The following is a 16702-nucleotide window of genomic DNA, read 5'->3' as shown; positions in this document are numbered from 1 at the left end:
AACGGTCTGGCAAGCGGGCGCGGCTTCGGGCAGGGTGGCGCCATGGTGGGACGGATCATCAGCAGCGACGACGATATCGCCGAAGGCATGGCGTGGCTTGCCGCCCGCGAACCGGCCTTTGCCCGCGCGGCGGAGGCGACGGGACCATGGCCCTTGCGGCGGCGCGCGGATGGATTTGGGGCGCTGCGCGACGCGATCATCGGGCAACAGGTTTCGGTGGCCTCCGCCAATGCGATCCGGGGGCGGCTGCTGGCGGCGGGGCTGGGCGAGGCGGGGGCGATCGCGGCGGCGTCCGACACGGATCTGCGCGGCTGTGGCCTGTCGCGGCAAAAGATCCGCTACCTTCAGGCGCTGGCCCGGTCCGGCGTGGCGTTCGACGCGCTGCGCGACCTGCCGGATGCGGAGGTGGCCGATGTCCTGCTGCCGCTGCCCGGCATCGGGCGCTGGACGGTCGAGATGTATCTGATCTTCGCGCTTGGCCGGGCGGATGTGTTCGCGGTCGACGATCTGGCGCTGGCCGAGGGGGCGCGGCTGCTGTTCGGCCTGCCGGAGCGCCCGAAGCGCCGGGCGTTTCACGACATGGCGCGCGACTGGTCGCCCTGGCGCGCGGTGGCGGCGCGCGGGCTCTGGGCGTTTTATGCAATTGTGAAGCAACGTGAAGGAGTGGCTCCGTGACACGCGAACTGAAGGCGGGGCGCGTCGCGCCGGTATCGGGCAAGACGCAATCGGTGGTGGTTTTCCTGCATGGCTATGGCGCCGACGGGGCGGACCTGCTGGGTCTGGCCGGGCCGATGGCCGAGCAACTGCCCGATACCCTGTTCCTGGCCCCCGACGCGCCGGAACCCTGCACCGGCAATCCGTTCGGGCGGCAGTGGTTCCCGATCCCCTGGCTCGACGGCTCGTCGGAGGAGCAGGCGGCGCAGGGGCTGGCGCTGGCGGCCGAGGATCTGAACGCCTTTCTGGACGGGGTGCTGGCGGCGGAGGGGCTGGAACCCGACCGGCTGGCCCTCGTCGGCTTTTCGCAGGGCACGATGATGGCGCTTGAGGTCGCGCCGCGCCGCGCCGAACCCGTGGCGGGGATCGTGGCCTTTTCCGGGCGGCTGCTGCGGTCGGAGAAGCTCACTTCCGAAGCGGTGTCGAAACCGCCCGTCCTGCTGGTCCATGGCGATGCCGATCCGGTCGTGCCCTTCGAGGATATGCGCCTGGCGGGGGATGCGCTGATCGCCGCAGGGTTCGAGACCTACGGCCATGTCATGCGTGGCACCGGGCATGGCATTTCGCCCGACGGCCTCGGGGTGGCGCTGTCTTTCCTCAAGGACCGGCTGGCCTGATACCCGGCTGTCACATTTTCATGCGATCCCTGCTGCGGGGCAGCAATTGGCCGGTCGCGAGGCTTGCCAGAGCGAAAACGCCGGATATAGTCGGGGGTATTGGCAGGGGCGCGCTCTCGCCGCGTCCCCCGCCGGGTCGGGTGAGGACGGGTGCAGCAATGCCGATGGTCGGTCGCAGGACACAATTCCGGATATGCGCGTGGTCTTCCAGGCCGCCGCACAGCCGCCTGACCCCGAAAGATTGCCTGACGAATGCGAAGCGCGTGGTTGCCACGCGCTTCTTTCATTTTCAGCCGGAGGTCACGCCATGAACCAGTCGATCGGGAACCTGCGGACCCTGGTCCTGAATGCCGACATGCAGCCGCTGAGCTGGGCGCCGCTCTCGGTCTGGAGTTGGGAAGACGCTTTCGTCGCCGTCCATCAGGAGCGGGTGATCCAGGTCAAGACCTATGAGGATGTCTTCGTCCGCTCCGCTTCGCGCAGCTATGAAATCCCGGCGGTGGTGGCGCTGAAACGCTTCCGCAAGCGCAAGAAGGTCGCCTTCACCCGCTACCACCTGTTCCTGCGCGACGAATTCACCTGCCAGTATTGCGGCGAGCGCTTCGCGGCGAAGGATCTGACCTTTGACCATGTGGTGCCGCGCAGCAAGGGCGGCACGTCGAGCTGGAAGAACATCGTGGCCGCCTGTAGCCGGGACAACCTGCGCAAGGCGAACCTGACCGTGAAGCAGGCGGGGATGAAGCTGCTGCGCGAACCCTTTGAACCCACGGTGCATCAGCTGGATCAGGCGGCGCGGCGGTTGCCCTTCGTGAAGGGCGAATTGCACCAGACCTGGATGGATTTCCTGTATTGGGAAAGCGAACTGGACACCTGAGGCGGGGCTATGTGTCGGCCTTCGGGCGAACATAGATCTCCAACCGGTGACCGACGATCTCAAAACCGTGTTCGCGCGCGATCCTTTCCTGCAACCGTTCGATCTCGTCGCAGCGGAATTCGATCACCTCGTCGGTATCGACATTGATCAGGTGATCATGGTGTTCGGAGCCGCTGGCTTCATAGCGCGCGCGGCCATCGGCAAAGCTGTGACGCTCTATCAGCCCGTGTTCGGCGAGAACGTTCATCGTGCGGTAGACGGTGGCGATATTGATCCCCGGTTCCACCGCCTTGACCCGCCGGTGTAACTCCTCGGCATCCGGATGGTCGGGCGATTCCGACAGGACATGCAGGATCACCCGTCGCTGGCCGGTCAGGCGCATGCCCTTCTCCTTGCAGAGTTCGGCCAGTTTTTTCTCCAGATCCGTGCTCATGGCGTCAGTTCCCGGTTGCATCCGGCTCTGAATAGCAGGTGCGCGGGGCAGGGTCATCACCCTGTGTTGCGCGCCGGAGGGCCGCCCTCCGGCGCGCAGGGGGTTACGCGCCGATGTCGTCCATCTTCTTTCCCGCATCCGGGCCGGAGCGCAGCGAGCAGATTTCCTCGATATGGATCAGGACGGCGAATTTCGGCGGTTTCATGCCATTCCGGCCCGCGAAGTCCAGGGCGTTGTCATAGGCGGGGCCTTCGCCAAGGATCTCCGGCGTGCCGAGGAAGCGATACCCGTCGAGCTTTTCCCGGTCGACCACCGCCACGGCGATCTTTGAACCGTCCCGCATGTTCCGCAGCGTCTGCCCGCCGGTGTTTTCGTTGAAGATCAGGGTGGTGTCGTCATAAACGCGCAGCGACCGCTTCGGCCCGATGTCCGGAATTCCGGCTGCGCTTGTGGTGGCCTGCACCGGTGTCTGCTGCGCCAGCATGTCCTTCATCGCGGGGGTCAGGGTGTTCATGTCGGTGTTCCTTTGGCGGTTAGTGGGGGAGGTCGCAATGCCCGCAGGCCGACGCCGTTATCCGGCGCTGGTGTTCCGCGGCGTGGCGCGTGGCAAGCGTGACGGCCGTCGCGCGGGCGATGCAGGCATCCATCTCTGCCTGCGCGGCGCCATGTTTGGCCATATGCGCGACCAGTTCTGCCAGCGCGTATTTCAGATGCCGCGCGCAGTCGATCCGCAGCGCGGTGGGGGCGGAGGGCCGCCCCGCCGTCCCGGCCAACAGGTCGAAGGCGCGTTGCAGGTGCCGCGTCGCCTCGGCATGATTTCCATCATCGTCCAGCAGCGCGGCGAGATTGTGGCACGAAATGTTGACAATCACCGGCAGCGGCAGGCTCAGATCCCCGGGCCTTTGCGCCGTAAAAAGCCGTTCCGCCTCGTTCAGCGCCCAGTGATAGAGCTTGCGCGCCGGGGCGCGTTCTCCGGCGGCGAACAGGCGGTTGGCGGTCTCCGTCAGGTCGCGCCAGAGCCGGTCTTCGCCGACCGGCATCGCGTTGGTCTTCATGCCATCGGGAGTGTTGAAGGCATTCATCGGGGTCTCCTTGTGCGGGCGGGTCAAGCTAATGCGAACGATTCGCATTAGTAATGAGGGGTCCGATGTCTGGGGTCAAGCAACTATGCGAATGAATCGCACTTGCAATAAATTCCCGAACCGCTATTCCTAATCGCGACTCGCTTGCAACTGAGGTGGCAGTGATGCGGGCCTGGGTTCACTGAAAACTGGAAAGGAATTCCGATGTCTTCGACATATGCGCGCCTGCTGGGTGCGGTGGCGGCAACGGCGCTGACGGCGGGGGCCGCACTGGCGGATGGCAAGATGAAGGTGGTGACGACCTTCACCGTGATCGCCGATATGGCCAGCCATGTCGCGGGGGATGCGGCGGAGGTGGTGTCGATCACCAAGCCGGGCGCCGAGATCCACGGCTATGAACCCACGCCGCAGGATATCGTCCGGGCGCAGGATGCCGACCTGATCCTGTATAACGGGTTGAACCTCGAACTGTGGTTCCAGAAGTTCCTGGGTAATCTCAAGGACGTGCCCGCTGTGACGGTGACCGATGGGATCGTGCCGATCCCGATCCGGGGCGGGGAGTATGATGGCAAACCGAATCCGCATGCCTGGATGGGGCTGGAGACGGCGAAGATCTATGTCGACAATATCGAGAAGGCTTTCGCCGCGCAGGATCCGCAGAACGCGGCGACCTACAAGCGCAATGCCGAAGGTTACAAGGCCGAACTGGAACGCACCATCGCACCGCTGAAGGCGGAGGTCGAGGCGATCTCCGAGGATCGGCGCTGGCTGGTGAGCTGCGAGGGCGCGTTCAGCTACCTTGCGCGCGATTTCGGCATGAAGGAACTGTACCTCTGGCCGATCAACGCCGACCAGATGGGCACGCCGCAGCAGGTCCGCGCGGTGATCGACGGGGTGAAAGAACACCACATTCCCACCGTTTTCTGTGAAAGCACGGTGAACACCGCCCCGGCCAAACAGGTCGCGCGCGAAACCGGGGCGCATTACGGCGGCGAGCTTTATGTCGACAGCCTGTCCGGGCCGGAGGGTCCGGTGCCGACCTACCTCGACCTGCTGAAGGTGACCTCGGAAACCGTGGCGAAGGGGCTCACTGAGGGGGCGAAGTAAGCTTCGGGCCGAAAGCACGTTCCTGCCGCGCAGCCGCGCGGCAGGTTTCCCGTTTGAGGGCGACCGACCAGATCCGGCAGAAAGCGATGACCACAATGCGCGACGAAAGCAACATGACGACGGGTCCGGGTGGCGGCATCACCGCGCGCGGCGTGACGGTGACCTATCGCAACGGCCATACCGCGCTGCGCGATGCGAGCTTTGAGATACCGACCGGGACGGTTACGGCGCTGGTCGGGGTGAACGGGGCGGGGAAATCGACGCTGTTCAAGGCGATCATGGGCTTCGTGCCGGCGTCGAGGGGCGAAATCCGGCTTCTTGGCCTGACGGTGAAGGAGGCGCTGAAGCGCAATCTCGTCGCCTATGTGCCGCAGGCGGAGGAAGTCGACTGGTCTTTTCCGGTGCTGGTCGAAGATGTGGTGATGATGGGCCGCTATGGCCATATGGGCTTTCTGCGGATCCCGCGCGCGGCGGACCATGCGGCGGTGGAGCACGCGCTGCGCCGGGTCGATATGCTGGAGTTCCGGCATCGGCAGATCGGCGAACTGTCGGGGGGGCAGAAGAAGCGGGTGTTCCTCGCGCGGGCGCTGGCGCAGGAGGGGCGGGTGATCCTGCTCGACGAGCCCTTCACCGGGGTCGATGTGAAGACCGAGGAGCAGATCATCGTTCTTCTGGGCGCGTTGCGCGCCGAGGGCCGGGTGATGCTGGTCGCGACGCATAACCTCGGCTCGGTGCCGGAGTTTTGCGACCGGGTGGTGATGGTCAAGGGCACGGTGCTGTTTTCCGGGCCGACCGAAACGACCTTCACGCATGAGAATCTGGAAGTGGCCTTTGGTGGGGTGCTGCGGCATTTCACGCTGGGGGGCGATGTGCTGCATGACGATGACGACCCGCGCCATGTCTCGATCCTGACCGATGACGAGCGGCCGCTGGTGCAATATGCGGGGCGCACCCATACGGGGGGCCAACGCGCGGATGCGGCTGGCCCGGTGGTGGCGGGTGGGCCCCGCGTGGCGGGGACCGGGTGTTGTACGTCGGGGACCGGGGCGACGGCGGACGGGGGGCAACGCGTGGATGGGCCTGGCCCGGTGGTGCCGGGTGGGCCTCGCGTGGGGGAGTCGGCGCAATGAGCGTGTTGCTGGAACCGTTCGGCTATCACTACATGACCAATGCGATGTGGGTGTCGGCGTTGGTGGGCGGGGTCTGTGCCTTTCTGTCGGCCTATCTGATGCTCAAGGGCTGGTCGCTGATCGGCGATGCGCTGTCGCATTCCGTGGTGCCGGGGGTGGCGGGGGCCTGGATGCTGGGGCTGCCCTTCGCGCTCGGAGCCTTCATTTCGGGCGGGCTGGCGGCGGCGGCGATGTTGTTCCTGTCGGACCGCTCGGGGCTGAAGGTCGATGTGGTGATCGGGCTGATCTTCACCTCCTTCTTCGGGCTGGGGCTGTTCATGGTCTCGGTCAACCCGATGTCGGTTTCGGTGCAGACGATCACCATGGGCAATATCCTCGCCATCACGCCGGAGGATACGCTGCAACTGGCGATCATCGGCTTCGTTTCGCTGGCGGTGCTGGCGCTGAAGTGGAAGGATCTGATGGTGGTGTTCTTCGACGAGGCGCATGCGCGCTCGATCGGGCTGCGGCCCGGGTTGCTGAAGGCGGTGTTCTTCGTGCTGCTGTCGGCCTGTGTGGTGGCGGCGATGCAGACGGTGGGGGCGTTTCTGGTGGTGGCGATGGTGGTGACGCCGGGGGCCACGGCCTATCTGCTGTGCGACCGCTTTCCGCGGCTGATCCTGACTTCGGTGGCGATCGGCACGCTGACCAGCTTCACCGGCGCCTATCTGAGCTATTTCCTCGACGGCGCCACCGGCGGGATCATCGTCGTGCTGCAAACGCTGATCTTCCTGTGCGCCTTTGTCTGGGCGCCGAAACACGGGTTGCTGGCGGCCCGGTCGCGTGCGGCGGAGGTGCTGAAATGACCGATCTTCTGCTGCCGTTCCAGTTCGGCTTCATGCGGAACGCCTTCCTGATCGCGGCGATCATTTCGGTGCCGACGGCGCTTCTGTCGTGTTTTCTGGTGCTCAAGGGATGGGCGCTGATGGGGGATGCGATCAGCCATGCGATCCTGCCGGGCGTAGTGCTGGCCTATATCTTCGGCTTTCCGCTGATCGTCGGGGCATTCGGCGCGGGGATGGTGATGGCACTGGGCACCGGATACCTCTCCGGCAACAGCCGGTTGAAGCAGGACACGGTGATGGGGGTGGTGTTCTCCGGCATGTTCGGGCTCGGGATCGTGCTTTATACCTCGATCACCTCGGATGTGCATCTGGACCATATCCTGTTCGGCAACATGCTCGGCGTCGGCGCGGGCGAGCTGCGCACCGCGCTGTGGATCGCGGTGCCGGTGTCGGTCGTGCTGTTGCTGAAGTGGAAGGATCTGATGCTGCATGCCTTCGATCCGGCGCAGGCGAAGGCGTCGGGCCTGCCGGTGGGGCTGCTGCATTACGGGCTGCTGACGATCCTGTCGCTGACCATCGTGGCCACCATGTCCTCGACCGGGCTGATCCTGGCGGTGGGGCTCCTGATCGCGCCGGGGGCGATTGCCTTCCTGACGGTGCGCAGCTTCGGGCGGATGATGGCGGTTGCGGTTGCGGTCTGCATGGGGGCGATGCTGGCGGGGGTTTATGCGAGCTTCTGGCTCGACAGTGCGCCTGCGCCGACCATCATCCTGATCCTCACGGCGGTGTTCCTGATCGCCTTTGTGCGCAAGGCGTGGCGGGTCCGGCACGCGGCTGCCAGCCTTTGAAACGGTGGGGGTCGCGTGACCTGCGGGGGCATTCTGCCTCTCGCCCCGGGGGCAAGGCGGTGATCGTATCTCGATCGGAGTGACACTGGCGGTCGTGGCTTTCGCGTGCCGCGAATGGGCGACGCAGGCGCAGGATGGCGGGCTAGTTCGATGACAATTTCCCGATCATCCTGCGTCAGGGGATCGGGGCGTCACCCTGCAATTCGAGGATGCGCGCCCCGTCGTGGGGTCGGATCGAGAACTCATTTCCGCCGGGGCCGAACCCGGTGATGGCGTCGTGGCGGGGATCGACCGGATGCCCGATGCGCCGCGGGCCGTGAGCGTCTTTCAGGATGCGCCATGGTGCGGATCTGGCCGAGCGGGCGGTCTACACGCCGTGACCCCGGAAGATGCCGGTGACTGTTCGCCGCGCCGCGCCCGGTCGTCGGCCCATGCCGAGATCCGCGGGTCGGCTCTTCCTCGGGCTGGACCGGACGTTTCGCCGAAAATGACCACCTTCAGGATCAGTCTTGGGTGCGGGCCTGCGCGGATATGGCGACGGCCCGGGCTGCTGCTGGTAACTGGTCGATCTGCCTCCGGTTCTCGGGGAGCATTTGTTGCTGTATTTCAGTATTGCAATTTTTATTGCAATGACATTGCGGAGGGATTAGGCTCGGCGAGGAGGAGAGAATCCCGGCCGTGTGGAGCCTATGGGCGGATTTACCCGGCGTCTCGGGGTGGGGCGGAGGCGCCACGGGGCGCGGTCCCGGCCGCATCGGGGTTTTGGCTTCACCCGCCCCCGGATCGGGTGGACGTAACAGGAGGAGGAAAGGATGAAGAGAATTCTGACGGCGACCGCGTTTTGCGCGCTGATGGCGGGCGCGGCGCAGGCTGAAAAGATCGGCGTGGCGATGTCGCTTTTCGACGACAACTATCTGACCGTGCTGCGCCACAACATCCAGCGCCACGCCGACGCCCTGGGCATCGAGGTGCAGATGGAGGACGCTCAGGGCGATATTGCACGGCAGCAATCGCAGATCGAGAATTTCGTGGCGGCCGGGCTCGACGGCATCATCGTGATGCTGGTCGATGCGGATTCCGGCAAGGCGATGTCCAAGATTGCCGAACAGGGCGGGGTTCCGCTGGTCTTCGTCAACATGCTGCCCGCCAATATGGACAAGTTCCCGGAAAAACAGGCTTGGGTCGGTTCGGACGAGGAACAGGCCGGTGAATTGCAGGCGACCGAGGTGTGCAAGCTGATGGGCGGCTCCGGGGATGCGGTGATCCTGATGGGCCAACTGGGAACCACCGGGCAGCGCGGCCGCACGGATGCCGAGGAGCGTGTGTTCAAGAACCCGCCCTGCGACGGGATCAAGATCCTCGACGCGCAGACCGCCAACTGGATGCGGACCCCGGCGATGGACCTGATGACGAACTGGATCACCTCGGGGATGAAGCCCAAGGCGGTGGTGGCCAACAATGACGAAATGGCGCTCGGCGCGGTGCAGGCGCTGAAATCCTCGGGTTTCGACATGAAGGACGTGATCGTCGCCGGGGTGGATGCCACGCAGGATGCGCTGGCGGCGATGAAGGCCGGCGACCTCGACGTGACCGTCTATCAGTCGGCGAAGGGTCAGGGCGAAGGCGCGCTGGATACGGTGCTCAAGATCGCCCGGGGAGAGGCGTTCGAGCACAAGGTCGCGGTGCCGTTCGAACTGGTGACGCCTGCGAACCTCGACGAATACATGAAGAAGAACTGATCCTCGGGGCGCCCGGGATCTTCGGGCGCCCCGGCTGGTGCAGGGGGGAACCATGGTATCGACGAGAACCTTGCAGGCGATCGAACGCCTGCGCGAGAAATCGGGTGGCTACGTTCTGGAGATCGAGGGCATCCGCAAGGAATTTCCCGGCGTCGTCGCGCTCGACAATGTGCAGTTCCGGCTGAAACCCGGCACGGTGCATGCGCTGATGGGCGAGAACGGCGCGGGCAAGTCCACGCTGATGAAGATCATCGCCGGAATCTACACGCCGGATCGCGGCACCATCCGGCTGCGCGGGCACGAGGTTGCGCTCAAGGGGCCGCTCGACGCGCTGGAACGCGGAATCGCGATGATCCATCAGGAACTCGCGCTGATGACCTGGATGACGGTGGCGGAGAACATCTGGATCCGGCGCGAACCGAAGAACGCCTTCGGCCTGATCGACCACGCCCGCATGACCCGCCAGACGCAGGAGTTGTTCGACCAGCTCGGCATCCGCATCGACCCGACGGCGGAAGTCAGCACCCTGACCGTGGCACAGCGCCAGATGGTCGAGATCGCGAAGGCGGTCAGCTACGAGACCGATGTGCTGATCATGGACGAGCCGACCTCGGCGATCACGGAGACGGAGGTCGAGCATCTGTTCCGCATCATCCGGGATCTGAAGGCCAAGGGCGTCGGCATCGTCTACATCACCCACAAGATGAACGAACTGTTCGAGATCGCGGACGAATTTTCCGTGTTCCGCGACGGTACCTATGTCGGCACCCATGCGAGCGCCGATGTCACCCGCGACGACATCATCCGCATGATGGTGGGGCGCGAGATCACCGACATGTTCCCGAAGGAGGAGGCGGAGATCACCGATGTGATCCTGAAGGTCGAGGGCCTGAGCCTCGCGGGTGTGTTCCACGACATCAGCTTCGAGTTGCGCCGGGGCGAGATCCTGGGCCTTGCGGGGCTTGTCGGCTCGGGGCGGACGAATGTCGCCGAGGCGATCTTCGGCGTGACCCCCGCCACATCGGGGACGATCCGGATCGACGGGCGGGAGGTGACGATCGCCTCGCCCGCTCATGCCATGCGCGAGGGCATGGCGCTTCTGACCGAGGATCGCAAGGATACCGGCTGTTTCCTGCAACTGTCGATCCTGGAGAACATGCAGATCGCGGCGCTGCATCAGGGCCATGTGAAGGCCGGTTTCGTGGAGGAACGGGAACTGGGCGGCCTGTGCGAGGATATGCGCCAGCGGCTGCGGGTCAAGACGCCGAACCTTGAGGAGCGGATCGAGAACCTGTCGGGCGGCAACCAGCAGAAGGTGCTGATCGCGCGCTGGCTGCTGACGAAGCCGCGGATCCTGATCCTCGACGAACCCACGCGCGGCATCGACGTCGGCGCGAAGGCGGAAATCCACCGCCTGATCTCGCGGCTGGCGCAGGAGGGCGTGGCGGTCATCATGATCTCGTCGGAACTGCCCGAGGTGCTGGGCATGTCGGACCGGATCATGGTCATGCACGAGGGCCATATGACGGGGATCCTGCCCCGCGCCGAGGCCGATCAGGTGAAAATCATGGAACTGGCGGCGCGCTGAGGCAGCGCCGGGGGAGGACGATATGGAAAACGTTCAGATCGAGCCGACGGCCAGGCCAAAGCGCCGGTTGCCGCAAGAGATCAACATCCTGCTGGTGCTGGTCGGTGTGGCGCTGATCTTCGAGGTGCTGGGCTGGATCTTTCAGGGGCAGAGCTTCCTGATGAATCCGCAGCGGCTGACGATCATGATCCTTCAGGTCTCGGTGATCGGGATCATCGCGATCGGGGTGACGCAGGTCATCATCACCGGCGGCATCGACCTGAGTTCGGGCTCGGTCGTGGCAATGACGGCGATGATCGCCATGAGCTTCGCGCAATCGAGCGATTTCGCACGGGCGATCTATCCCGCGCTGACCGATATGCCGGTGATCGTGCCGCTGGCGGTGGGGCTGGGGCTTGGCATGCTGGCGGGGGTGATCAACGGATCGCTGATCGCCACGACCGGCATCCCGCCCTTCATCGCCACGCTCGGTATGATGGTGACCGCGCGCGGTATCGCGAAATGGTATACCAAGGGCCAGCCGATTTCCTTTCCGACGGAAAGCTTCGCGAAGATCGGTTCGGGCGCCTGGCCGGTGGTGATCTTCCTCGCCGTCGCGGTCGTGTTCCATGTCGCGCTGCGCTATACCCGCTACGGCAAGTTCACCTATGCCATCGGCGCGAACATGCAGGCGGCGCGCGTCTCGGGCATCAATGTCAACACACATCTGATCAAGGTCTATGCCATCGCCGGGCTGCTCTCGGGCCTTGCGGGCATTGTCACCGCGGCGCGGGCGGAAACCGCGCAGGCGGGCATGGGCATGGCCTATGAACTCGACGCGATCGCGGCGGCGGTGATCGGGGGCACCTCGCTCACCGGTGGGCGGGGGCGGATCTTCGGCACGGTGATCGGCACGCTGATCCTCGGGCTGATGATGTCCGGTTTCACCTTCCTGCGGGTGGATGCCTATTATCAGGAAATCGTGAAGGGCATCATCATCGTTGGCGCGGTCGTCGCCGACGTGTATCGGCAAAGGGCGCGCAGCAAGAAGTCCTGACGCACCCTTTTCCGGCCCGGAGCGCCCCCCGCTCCGGGCAGTTTCATGGATCCGAGATGCCTTTCGCTCTGTTCAACTCCCCCACCGAACTGGTGGTGACGCTGGTTGCGGTGATCCTTGTCGGCCTGTCGAAGGGCGGGCTGGGCGGCATGAGCATGCTGGGCGTGCCGCTGATGGCGCTGGTGATGTCGCCGGTCACGGCGGCGGCGGTGCTGCTGCCGGTGCTGGTGGTGATGGATGTGGTCAGCGTGGCGCAGTGGCGCAAATGGGTCGACTGGCGCATCATGCGGCTGATCCTGCCCGGTTCGGTGGCGGGGATCGTCATCGGCTGGCTGACGGCGGAAATGGTGTCGGATGCGGTGGTGCGGCTGATCGTGGGCGTGGTCTCGGCGCTGTTCGTGGCGAAGGCGGTGTTCGCGCCGCGCGGCGGGCCGGTGGCGGCGACGGGCGACCGGCCGCTGCTTGCCCATCTGTGCGGCACCGCGGCGGGCTATACCAGCTTCGTCGCCCATGCCGGCGCGCCGCCGTTGCAGATCTACATGATGCCGATGCAGCTTGACCCGAAGCTGTTCACCGGTACCACCGTGATGTTCTTCGCCATCACCAATGCGCTGAAGCTGATCCCCTATGCGATGCTGGGGGAGTTCGACGCGCAGAACCTCGGCCGGGCGGCGCTGATGTTCCCGGTCGCCGTTCTCGCGACATGGGCGGGCGGCTGGGCGGTCAAGCGGATGCGGAGCGAGATCTTCTATCCGCTGACCTATGTCTCGGTCGCACTGGTGGCGGTGAAGCTGATCTGGGACGGGATCGCGGGGCTTTAGGTTCCGGTCACTATCGGGATGCGGGGGGCCTTGTCATCGTGCTGAACGCGCGCGGCGACGGCCACCACAAGCGCCTGCGCAAGGCACATCGGTGCTGCGAGCGAGCGCGAGAAGGTGTAGTCGTGCTCCGGCACGGGGAACAGCACGCGGGCGGATTTGGCGAGCGGCGAGAGCGTGCTGTCCGAGATCGCCACGATGTCGATCCCCTTCGCGCCAAGCTCCTCGGCGATATTGACGACTTCCTTGGCATAGAAGCGGAAGGACACCGCCATCAGCACATCGCGCGGGGTGATCGTGCGCGCGACATAGGTCGAAAGGCCGCCCGCGCTGTCGAGCAGGATGCAGCGCTTGCCGACCATGGTGAGCTGGTAACGCATCAGTTCGACCACCGGCAGTGAGCGCATCTGCCCGACGAGATAGATCGTGTCGGCCTCGAACAGCAGCCGGGCGGCGGCGGCGAGATCCTCCTGCCGGATGTCCTTGAGCAGTTCATGCAGCGAGGCGATGTCGCGCACGACGAGATCGCTCAGGAAGCCGGTTTCGTTGCGGTCGCGGGAGGTGTGGAGTTCGGCTTCGAGCGCCTTGACGCGCGCCTCGAAGCCGGGGGCGGCGGTGGCAAGGCGCTGCTGGAACAGGGCCTGCAACTCCTTGAACCCCTTGTAGCCGAGCGCCTGTGCGAAGCGCACGAAGCTGGAGGCATGAATGCCGCAGCGTTCGGCAATCGCATTGACCGACTGCACCGCCACATCGTTCGGATTCTGCGTCAGGAACACCGAGATGCGCTGATAGGTCTTGCTCATCTGATCGTGGCGATCGTGGATGACGCGGATGAGTTCTTCGTAGTCCCGGGGTGGGTGGCTGATGGGCATGGCGTTCCTCTTTCATCATGTTTGCAACAAATATTGCAGAACGCCAAGCCCCTGATGCCTGTTCTCCTTCACTCAGGCGGTCTTTTGCGCCGCACCGCCTGGCGGGTATGGCCGGGCACTCAGGCCGTGACGGTCATCCATTGCCGCGCCGAGGAAGAGCGGTGGATCGTCTCGACCAGCCGCTGGATCCGCAGGCCCGCCGCGAAACCGAACGGCTCGGGGATTTCTCCGGCGATGGCGCGCAGATAGCCTTCGATCTCTATCGCCTTCAGGTCGTTGAAGCCGATCTGATGGCCCGGGGCGACGCAGAAACGTCCGTAGGGGGGATGATCCGGGCTCGCCTCGATGCGGCGGAAACCGCGCCGACCGGGGGCATCCGAGGCCGCGTAGAAATGCAGCTCGTTGAAGCGTTCCTGGCTGAAGGCCAGCGCGCCCTTCGTGCCATAGACCTCGAAATCATGCTGCATCTTGCGGCCGGTGGCGATCCAGTTGCCCTCGACGGAGCCCTGCGCGCCACTGGCAAACCGCAGGAACGCGCGCCCGACATCATCGACCTCGACGGCGCGGGTGCCGCCCTTGCCGTCGGGCCGCTGGTGGATCATCGTGACGCAATCGCCCATGACCTCGCTGATCGGGCCGAGCAGGAATTCGGCGGTGGCCAGCGCATGGCTGCCAATATCGGCCAGCGCGCCGCCCCCCGCCGGATCGTGGCGGAAGGTCCAGGGGCCTTCGGCATCGGCCATGTAATCCTCGGCGTGCAGGCCGCGATAGCCGCGGATCTCGCCCAGTTCCCCCGCTGCGATCATGTCGCGCGCAAGACGCAGCATCGGGTTGCACAGGTAGTTGAAGCCGACCTGCGTCTTGACGCCCCGGGCACTGGCCGCATCCGCCATCTGACGCGCATCCGCGGCCAAGGGCGCCAGCGGCTTTTCGCAATAGACATGCTTGCCAGCGGCGATGGCCGCCAGCGCCATTTCCTTGTGCAGGGCGTTCGGGGTGGTGATGTCGATCACGTCGATGTCGGGGGTGGCAAGCATGCTGCGCCAATCGGTGGTGGCATGGGCAAAGCCGAATTCGGCGGCGGCGCGGGTGGCGGCTGCCTCGGTCACATCGGCGACGGTGTGAAGCTCCAGCCGATAGGGCAGGTCGAAGACCTTCTGGGCGGTGGCGAAGCCGAAGACATGGGCCTTGCCCATGAAGCCGGTGCCGATCAGGCCGATACGCAGGACGGGTTTGTCAGACATGGGCGAATTCCGGGTTGACGATCAGTTGCGGGTCGATGGTGCCGTCCAGGTAACTCAGCGCGTTGTGGATCGCGGCGATGGCCATGCGTTCGCCGCATTCGGCGGTCAGCCCGGCGATATGGGGCGACAGGAGCGCGTTGCGATGCACAAAGAGCGGCGAGGTGCCGGGCGGTTCGGTGTCGAACACATCGACCCCGGCGGCGCCGACCTGTCCGGAGGCGAGCGCAGCGGCCAGCGCCGCCTCGTCCACCACGCCGCCCCGGGCGGTATTGGCGAGGATGACGCCGGGCTTCATCAGTGCAATCTCGCGCGTGCCCAGTGTCGGCCTGTCGGCCTTCGGCACATGGATCGAGATGCAGTCGGCCCAGGCCAGCGCGTCGTCCAGATCGGCGGCCTCGGCCACCGGACCATCGGGCCAGCCCTTACGGGCGAGGTAAGGGTCATGCGCGCGGACGTTCATCGCGAAGCCCGCCGCCATGCGGGCCAGGCGCTGCCCGGTGCGGCCATAGCCGATGATCAACAGGTTCTTTCCCGAAATCTCCTGCTGTTCCAGCCTGTTGCGCCAACCCCACTGGCCCGGCTCGCGCACCGCGCGGTCGGCCAGCAGCACGCGCTTGGCCGCGGCCAGAAGCTGCATCATCGCATGTTCGGCGACCGAGATCGAATTCACGTCGCCGACGATGGTCAGCGCGATGCCGCGCGCGTTCAGCGCCGCAAGGTCAACGGAATCATAGCCGACCCCGTGGCGCGACACGACCTTCAGCCGTTCGGCCAGCGCCACCGTCGCGGCGGTGAGCGGCTGCGTGCGGATCAGCAGCGCGTCGGCCTTGTGGATCAGGGGCGCGTAGGAGGGTTCGGATACTTCCTCGACATAATCCACGCTGATGCCGCGCGCGGGCAGGTCGCGCAGCAGCGCCTCGCCCGAGGGATGCAGCTTTCCGGCAACGAGAAGATGCGGCATCAATAGGCTCCTTTCGTGGCGGCGACGGGGGCGGAGCCGGTCAGCTCGCGCCATCTGGCGACCGAGGCGGCGGCGGCGGTGGCGAGCAGCCGGGTATCGCCGCCGACCGTGGTCAGGTCGAACCCCCAGCCGATGGCCCGGGCGGCATAGTCCGGCGTGCCGCAATGGATGCAGGCGCGGATGCCGTTCGCCTTGCAGGCGTCCCTGATGCGCTGGATCAGCGCGATGATCTCGGGTTCCTCGCGGTCGAAACCGGGGGGCAGGCGTCCCTCCTGCGTGCCGAGCGTCAGATCCGCCGGGCCGATATAGATGCCGTCGAGGCCGGGCGTCGCCGCGATCGCATCGAGGTTATCCACCCCCTGCCGGGTTTCGATCATCGCCAGCGCCAGAACCTCGTCATTCGCGGCCAGGCCATAGCTGCCATAGGCGAAGGCGGCGCGGGTCGGGCCGTAGCTGCGTTGGCCAAGCGGCGGATAGCGCAGGTAGCTGACGAATTCCGCCGCCTCTTCGGCGGAATTGACCATCGGGCAGATGATGCCCTGTGCGCCCGCGTCCAGCGCCTTCATGATCGCGCCCGGCTCGCGCCACGGCACGCGGACAATCGGCGTCACGCCGGAGGCCCGCATTGCCTGTAGCATCGGCAGGACGGCGCTATAGTCCAGCGCGCCGTGCTGCGCGTCGATGGTGATGCTGTCATAGCCCTGCGCCGCCATGATCTCGGCGGTGAAGGGATTGCCGATGGACAGCCAGCCGTTGATCGCGGCGCGGCCCTCGGCCCAATGTTGCTTCAACTTGTTGGTGAACATCGCGTTTCC

18 protein-coding genes are annotated in these 16702 nt (G+C 65.5%); 11 read left to right on the top strand and 7 right to left on the bottom strand.

Annotation, left to right across the window (positions count from 1 at the left end):
- Positions 1-42: 42 nt before the first annotated feature.
- The 3 genes from QM789_RS11995 to QM789_RS11985 all read left to right on the top strand — a co-directional run bounded on the left by QM789_RS11995 (position 43) and on the right by QM789_RS11985 (position 2205).
- A complete protein-coding gene (locus QM789_RS11995; protein ID WP_420353301.1) occupies positions 43-675 on the top strand; it encodes a DNA-3-methyladenine glycosylase family protein in 633 nt (210 codons plus the stop codon).
- Positions 672-1331, top strand: coding sequence for an alpha/beta hydrolase (locus QM789_RS11990; RefSeq protein ID WP_420352128.1), 660 nt, complete (start codon positions 672-674; stop codon positions 1329-1331). The genes QM789_RS11995 and QM789_RS11990 overlap by 4 nt, the downstream gene beginning before the upstream one ends.
- Positions 1332-1638: 307 nt before the next feature.
- Positions 1639-2205: an HNH endonuclease gene (locus tag QM789_RS11985; protein ID WP_420352127.1), complete on the top strand. Its 567-nt coding sequence runs from the start codon at positions 1639-1641 to the stop codon at positions 2203-2205.
- 7 nt (positions 2206-2212) lie between these two features.
- Here QM789_RS11985 and QM789_RS11980 read toward each other — a convergent pair whose 3' ends face one another.
- From QM789_RS11980 to QM789_RS11970, 3 genes are all read right to left on the bottom strand, one after another.
- The gene (locus QM789_RS11980) at positions 2213-2638 is read right to left on the bottom strand and encodes a Fur family transcriptional regulator (RefSeq protein WP_420352126.1); all 426 of its coding nucleotides are present in this window, start codon (positions 2636-2638) and stop codon (positions 2213-2215) included.
- A gap of 103 nt (positions 2639-2741) precedes the next feature.
- Positions 2742-3152, bottom strand: a complete 411-nt coding sequence (locus tag QM789_RS11975) for a pyridoxamine 5'-phosphate oxidase family protein (RefSeq protein ID WP_420352125.1) — start codon at positions 3150-3152, stop codon at positions 2742-2744.
- Positions 3153-3171: 19 nt separating this feature from the next.
- Positions 3172-3720: a hypothetical protein gene (locus QM789_RS11970; RefSeq protein WP_420352124.1), complete on the bottom strand. Its 549-nt coding sequence runs from the start codon at positions 3718-3720 to the stop codon at positions 3172-3174.
- Positions 3721-3924: 204 nt separating this feature from the next.
- On the opposite strand from QM789_RS11970, the gene QM789_RS11965 reads away from it, so the two are divergent.
- The 8 genes from QM789_RS11965 to QM789_RS11930 all read left to right on the top strand — a co-directional run bounded on the left by QM789_RS11965 (position 3925) and on the right by QM789_RS11930 (position 12813).
- Positions 3925-4827, top strand: a complete 903-nt coding sequence (locus tag QM789_RS11965) for a metal ABC transporter substrate-binding protein (RefSeq protein WP_420352123.1) — start codon at positions 3925-3927, stop codon at positions 4825-4827.
- A 95-nt stretch (positions 4828-4922) separates the two neighbouring features.
- The gene (locus tag QM789_RS11960; protein ID WP_420353300.1) at positions 4923-5957 is read left to right on the top strand and encodes a manganese/iron ABC transporter ATP-binding protein; all 1035 of its coding nucleotides are present in this window, start codon (positions 4923-4925) and stop codon (positions 5955-5957) included.
- Complete coding sequence (locus tag QM789_RS11955; RefSeq protein WP_420352122.1) at positions 5954-6802, top strand: metal ABC transporter permease; 849 nt, start codon at positions 5954-5956, stop codon at positions 6800-6802. Before QM789_RS11960 ends, QM789_RS11955 begins: the two co-directional genes overlap by 4 nt.
- Entirely contained in the window at positions 6799-7629 is an 831-nt protein-coding gene (locus QM789_RS11950) for a metal ABC transporter permease (RefSeq protein ID WP_420352121.1), read from the top strand. Before QM789_RS11955 ends, QM789_RS11950 begins: the two co-directional genes overlap by 4 nt.
- Positions 7630-8441: 812 nt before the next feature.
- Complete coding sequence (locus QM789_RS11945) at positions 8442-9368, top strand: substrate-binding domain-containing protein (protein WP_420352120.1); 927 nt, start codon at positions 8442-8444, stop codon at positions 9366-9368.
- 52 nt (positions 9369-9420) lie between these two features.
- On the top strand, positions 9421-10956 hold the full coding sequence (locus QM789_RS11940) for a sugar ABC transporter ATP-binding protein (RefSeq protein WP_420352119.1): 1536 nt from the start codon (positions 9421-9423) through the stop codon (positions 10954-10956).
- A gap of 22 nt (positions 10957-10978) precedes the next feature.
- Entirely contained in the window at positions 10979-11992 is a 1014-nt protein-coding gene (locus QM789_RS11935; RefSeq protein WP_420352118.1) for an ABC transporter permease, read from the top strand.
- Between the two features lie 56 nt (positions 11993-12048).
- On the top strand, positions 12049-12813 hold the full coding sequence (locus tag QM789_RS11930) for a sulfite exporter TauE/SafE family protein (protein ID WP_420352117.1): 765 nt from the start codon (positions 12049-12051) through the stop codon (positions 12811-12813).
- On the opposite strand, the gene QM789_RS11925 is transcribed toward QM789_RS11930, so the two are convergent.
- From QM789_RS11925 to QM789_RS11910, 4 genes are all read right to left on the bottom strand, one after another.
- Positions 12810-13682, bottom strand: a complete 873-nt coding sequence (locus QM789_RS11925; protein ID WP_420352116.1) for a MurR/RpiR family transcriptional regulator — start codon at positions 13680-13682, stop codon at positions 12810-12812. The two genes, QM789_RS11930 and QM789_RS11925, sit on opposite strands and share 4 nt — an antisense overlap.
- A gap of 119 nt (positions 13683-13801) precedes the next feature.
- Entirely contained in the window at positions 13802-14926 is a 1125-nt protein-coding gene (locus tag QM789_RS11920) for a Gfo/Idh/MocA family protein (RefSeq protein WP_420352115.1), read from the bottom strand.
- Complete coding sequence (locus QM789_RS11915; protein ID WP_420352114.1) at positions 14919-15887, bottom strand: hydroxyacid dehydrogenase; 969 nt, start codon at positions 15885-15887, stop codon at positions 14919-14921. Before QM789_RS11915 ends, QM789_RS11920 begins: the two co-directional genes overlap by 8 nt.
- The gene (locus QM789_RS11910; protein WP_420352113.1) at positions 15887-16693 is read right to left on the bottom strand and encodes an HpcH/HpaI aldolase family protein; all 807 of its coding nucleotides are present in this window, start codon (positions 16691-16693) and stop codon (positions 15887-15889) included. The genes QM789_RS11915 and QM789_RS11910 overlap by 1 nt, the downstream gene beginning before the upstream one ends.
- Positions 16694-16702 lie beyond the last annotated feature (9 nt).

The sequence above is a fragment of the Paenirhodobacter sp. genome, from assembly GCF_047600745.1.
GTDB lineage: Bacteria > Pseudomonadota > Alphaproteobacteria > Rhodobacterales > Rhodobacteraceae > Rhodobacter.
Note: the sequence above shows the minus strand (reverse complement) of the source record. Positions and strands in the feature narration are given on the sequence as shown.

Coding starts and splice junctions, on each gene's coding strand:
- QM789_RS11955 (WP_420352122.1), top strand. CDS start 5,954: ATGAGCGTGTTGCTGGAACCGTTCGGCTATCACTACATGACCAATGCG.
- QM789_RS11945 (WP_420352120.1), top strand. CDS start 8,442: ATGAAGAGAATTCTGACGGCGACCGCGTTTTGCGCGCTGATGGCGGGC.
- QM789_RS11910 (WP_420352113.1), bottom strand. CDS start 16,693: ATGTTCACCAACAAGTTGAAGCAACATTGGGCCGAGGGCCGCGCCGCG.
- QM789_RS11925 (WP_420352116.1), bottom strand. CDS start 13,682: ATGCCCATCAGCCACCCACCCCGGGACTACGAAGAACTCATCCGCGTC.
- QM789_RS11960 (WP_420353300.1), top strand. CDS start 4,923: ATGCGCGACGAAAGCAACATGACGACGGGTCCGGGTGGCGGCATCACC.
- QM789_RS11995 (WP_420353301.1), top strand. CDS start 43: ATGGTGGGACGGATCATCAGCAGCGACGACGATATCGCCGAAGGCATG.
- QM789_RS11930 (WP_420352117.1), top strand. CDS start 12,049: ATGCCTTTCGCTCTGTTCAACTCCCCCACCGAACTGGTGGTGACGCTG.
- QM789_RS11985 (WP_420352127.1), top strand. CDS start 1,639: ATGAACCAGTCGATCGGGAACCTGCGGACCCTGGTCCTGAATGCCGAC.
- QM789_RS11915 (WP_420352114.1), bottom strand. CDS start 15,887: ATGCCGCATCTTCTCGTTGCCGGAAAGCTGCATCCCTCGGGCGAGGCG.
- QM789_RS11965 (WP_420352123.1), top strand. CDS start 3,925: ATGTCTTCGACATATGCGCGCCTGCTGGGTGCGGTGGCGGCAACGGCG.
- QM789_RS11970 (WP_420352124.1), bottom strand. CDS start 3,720: ATGAATGCCTTCAACACTCCCGATGGCATGAAGACCAACGCGATGCCG.
- QM789_RS11940 (WP_420352119.1), top strand. CDS start 9,421: ATGGTATCGACGAGAACCTTGCAGGCGATCGAACGCCTGCGCGAGAAA.
- QM789_RS11950 (WP_420352121.1), top strand. CDS start 6,799: ATGACCGATCTTCTGCTGCCGTTCCAGTTCGGCTTCATGCGGAACGCC.
- QM789_RS11980 (WP_420352126.1), bottom strand. CDS start 2,638: ATGAGCACGGATCTGGAGAAAAAACTGGCCGAACTCTGCAAGGAGAAG.
- QM789_RS11920 (WP_420352115.1), bottom strand. CDS start 14,926: ATGTCTGACAAACCCGTCCTGCGTATCGGCCTGATCGGCACCGGCTTC.
- QM789_RS11935 (WP_420352118.1), top strand. CDS start 10,979: ATGGAAAACGTTCAGATCGAGCCGACGGCCAGGCCAAAGCGCCGGTTG.
- QM789_RS11975 (WP_420352125.1), bottom strand. CDS start 3,152: ATGAACACCCTGACCCCCGCGATGAAGGACATGCTGGCGCAGCAGACA.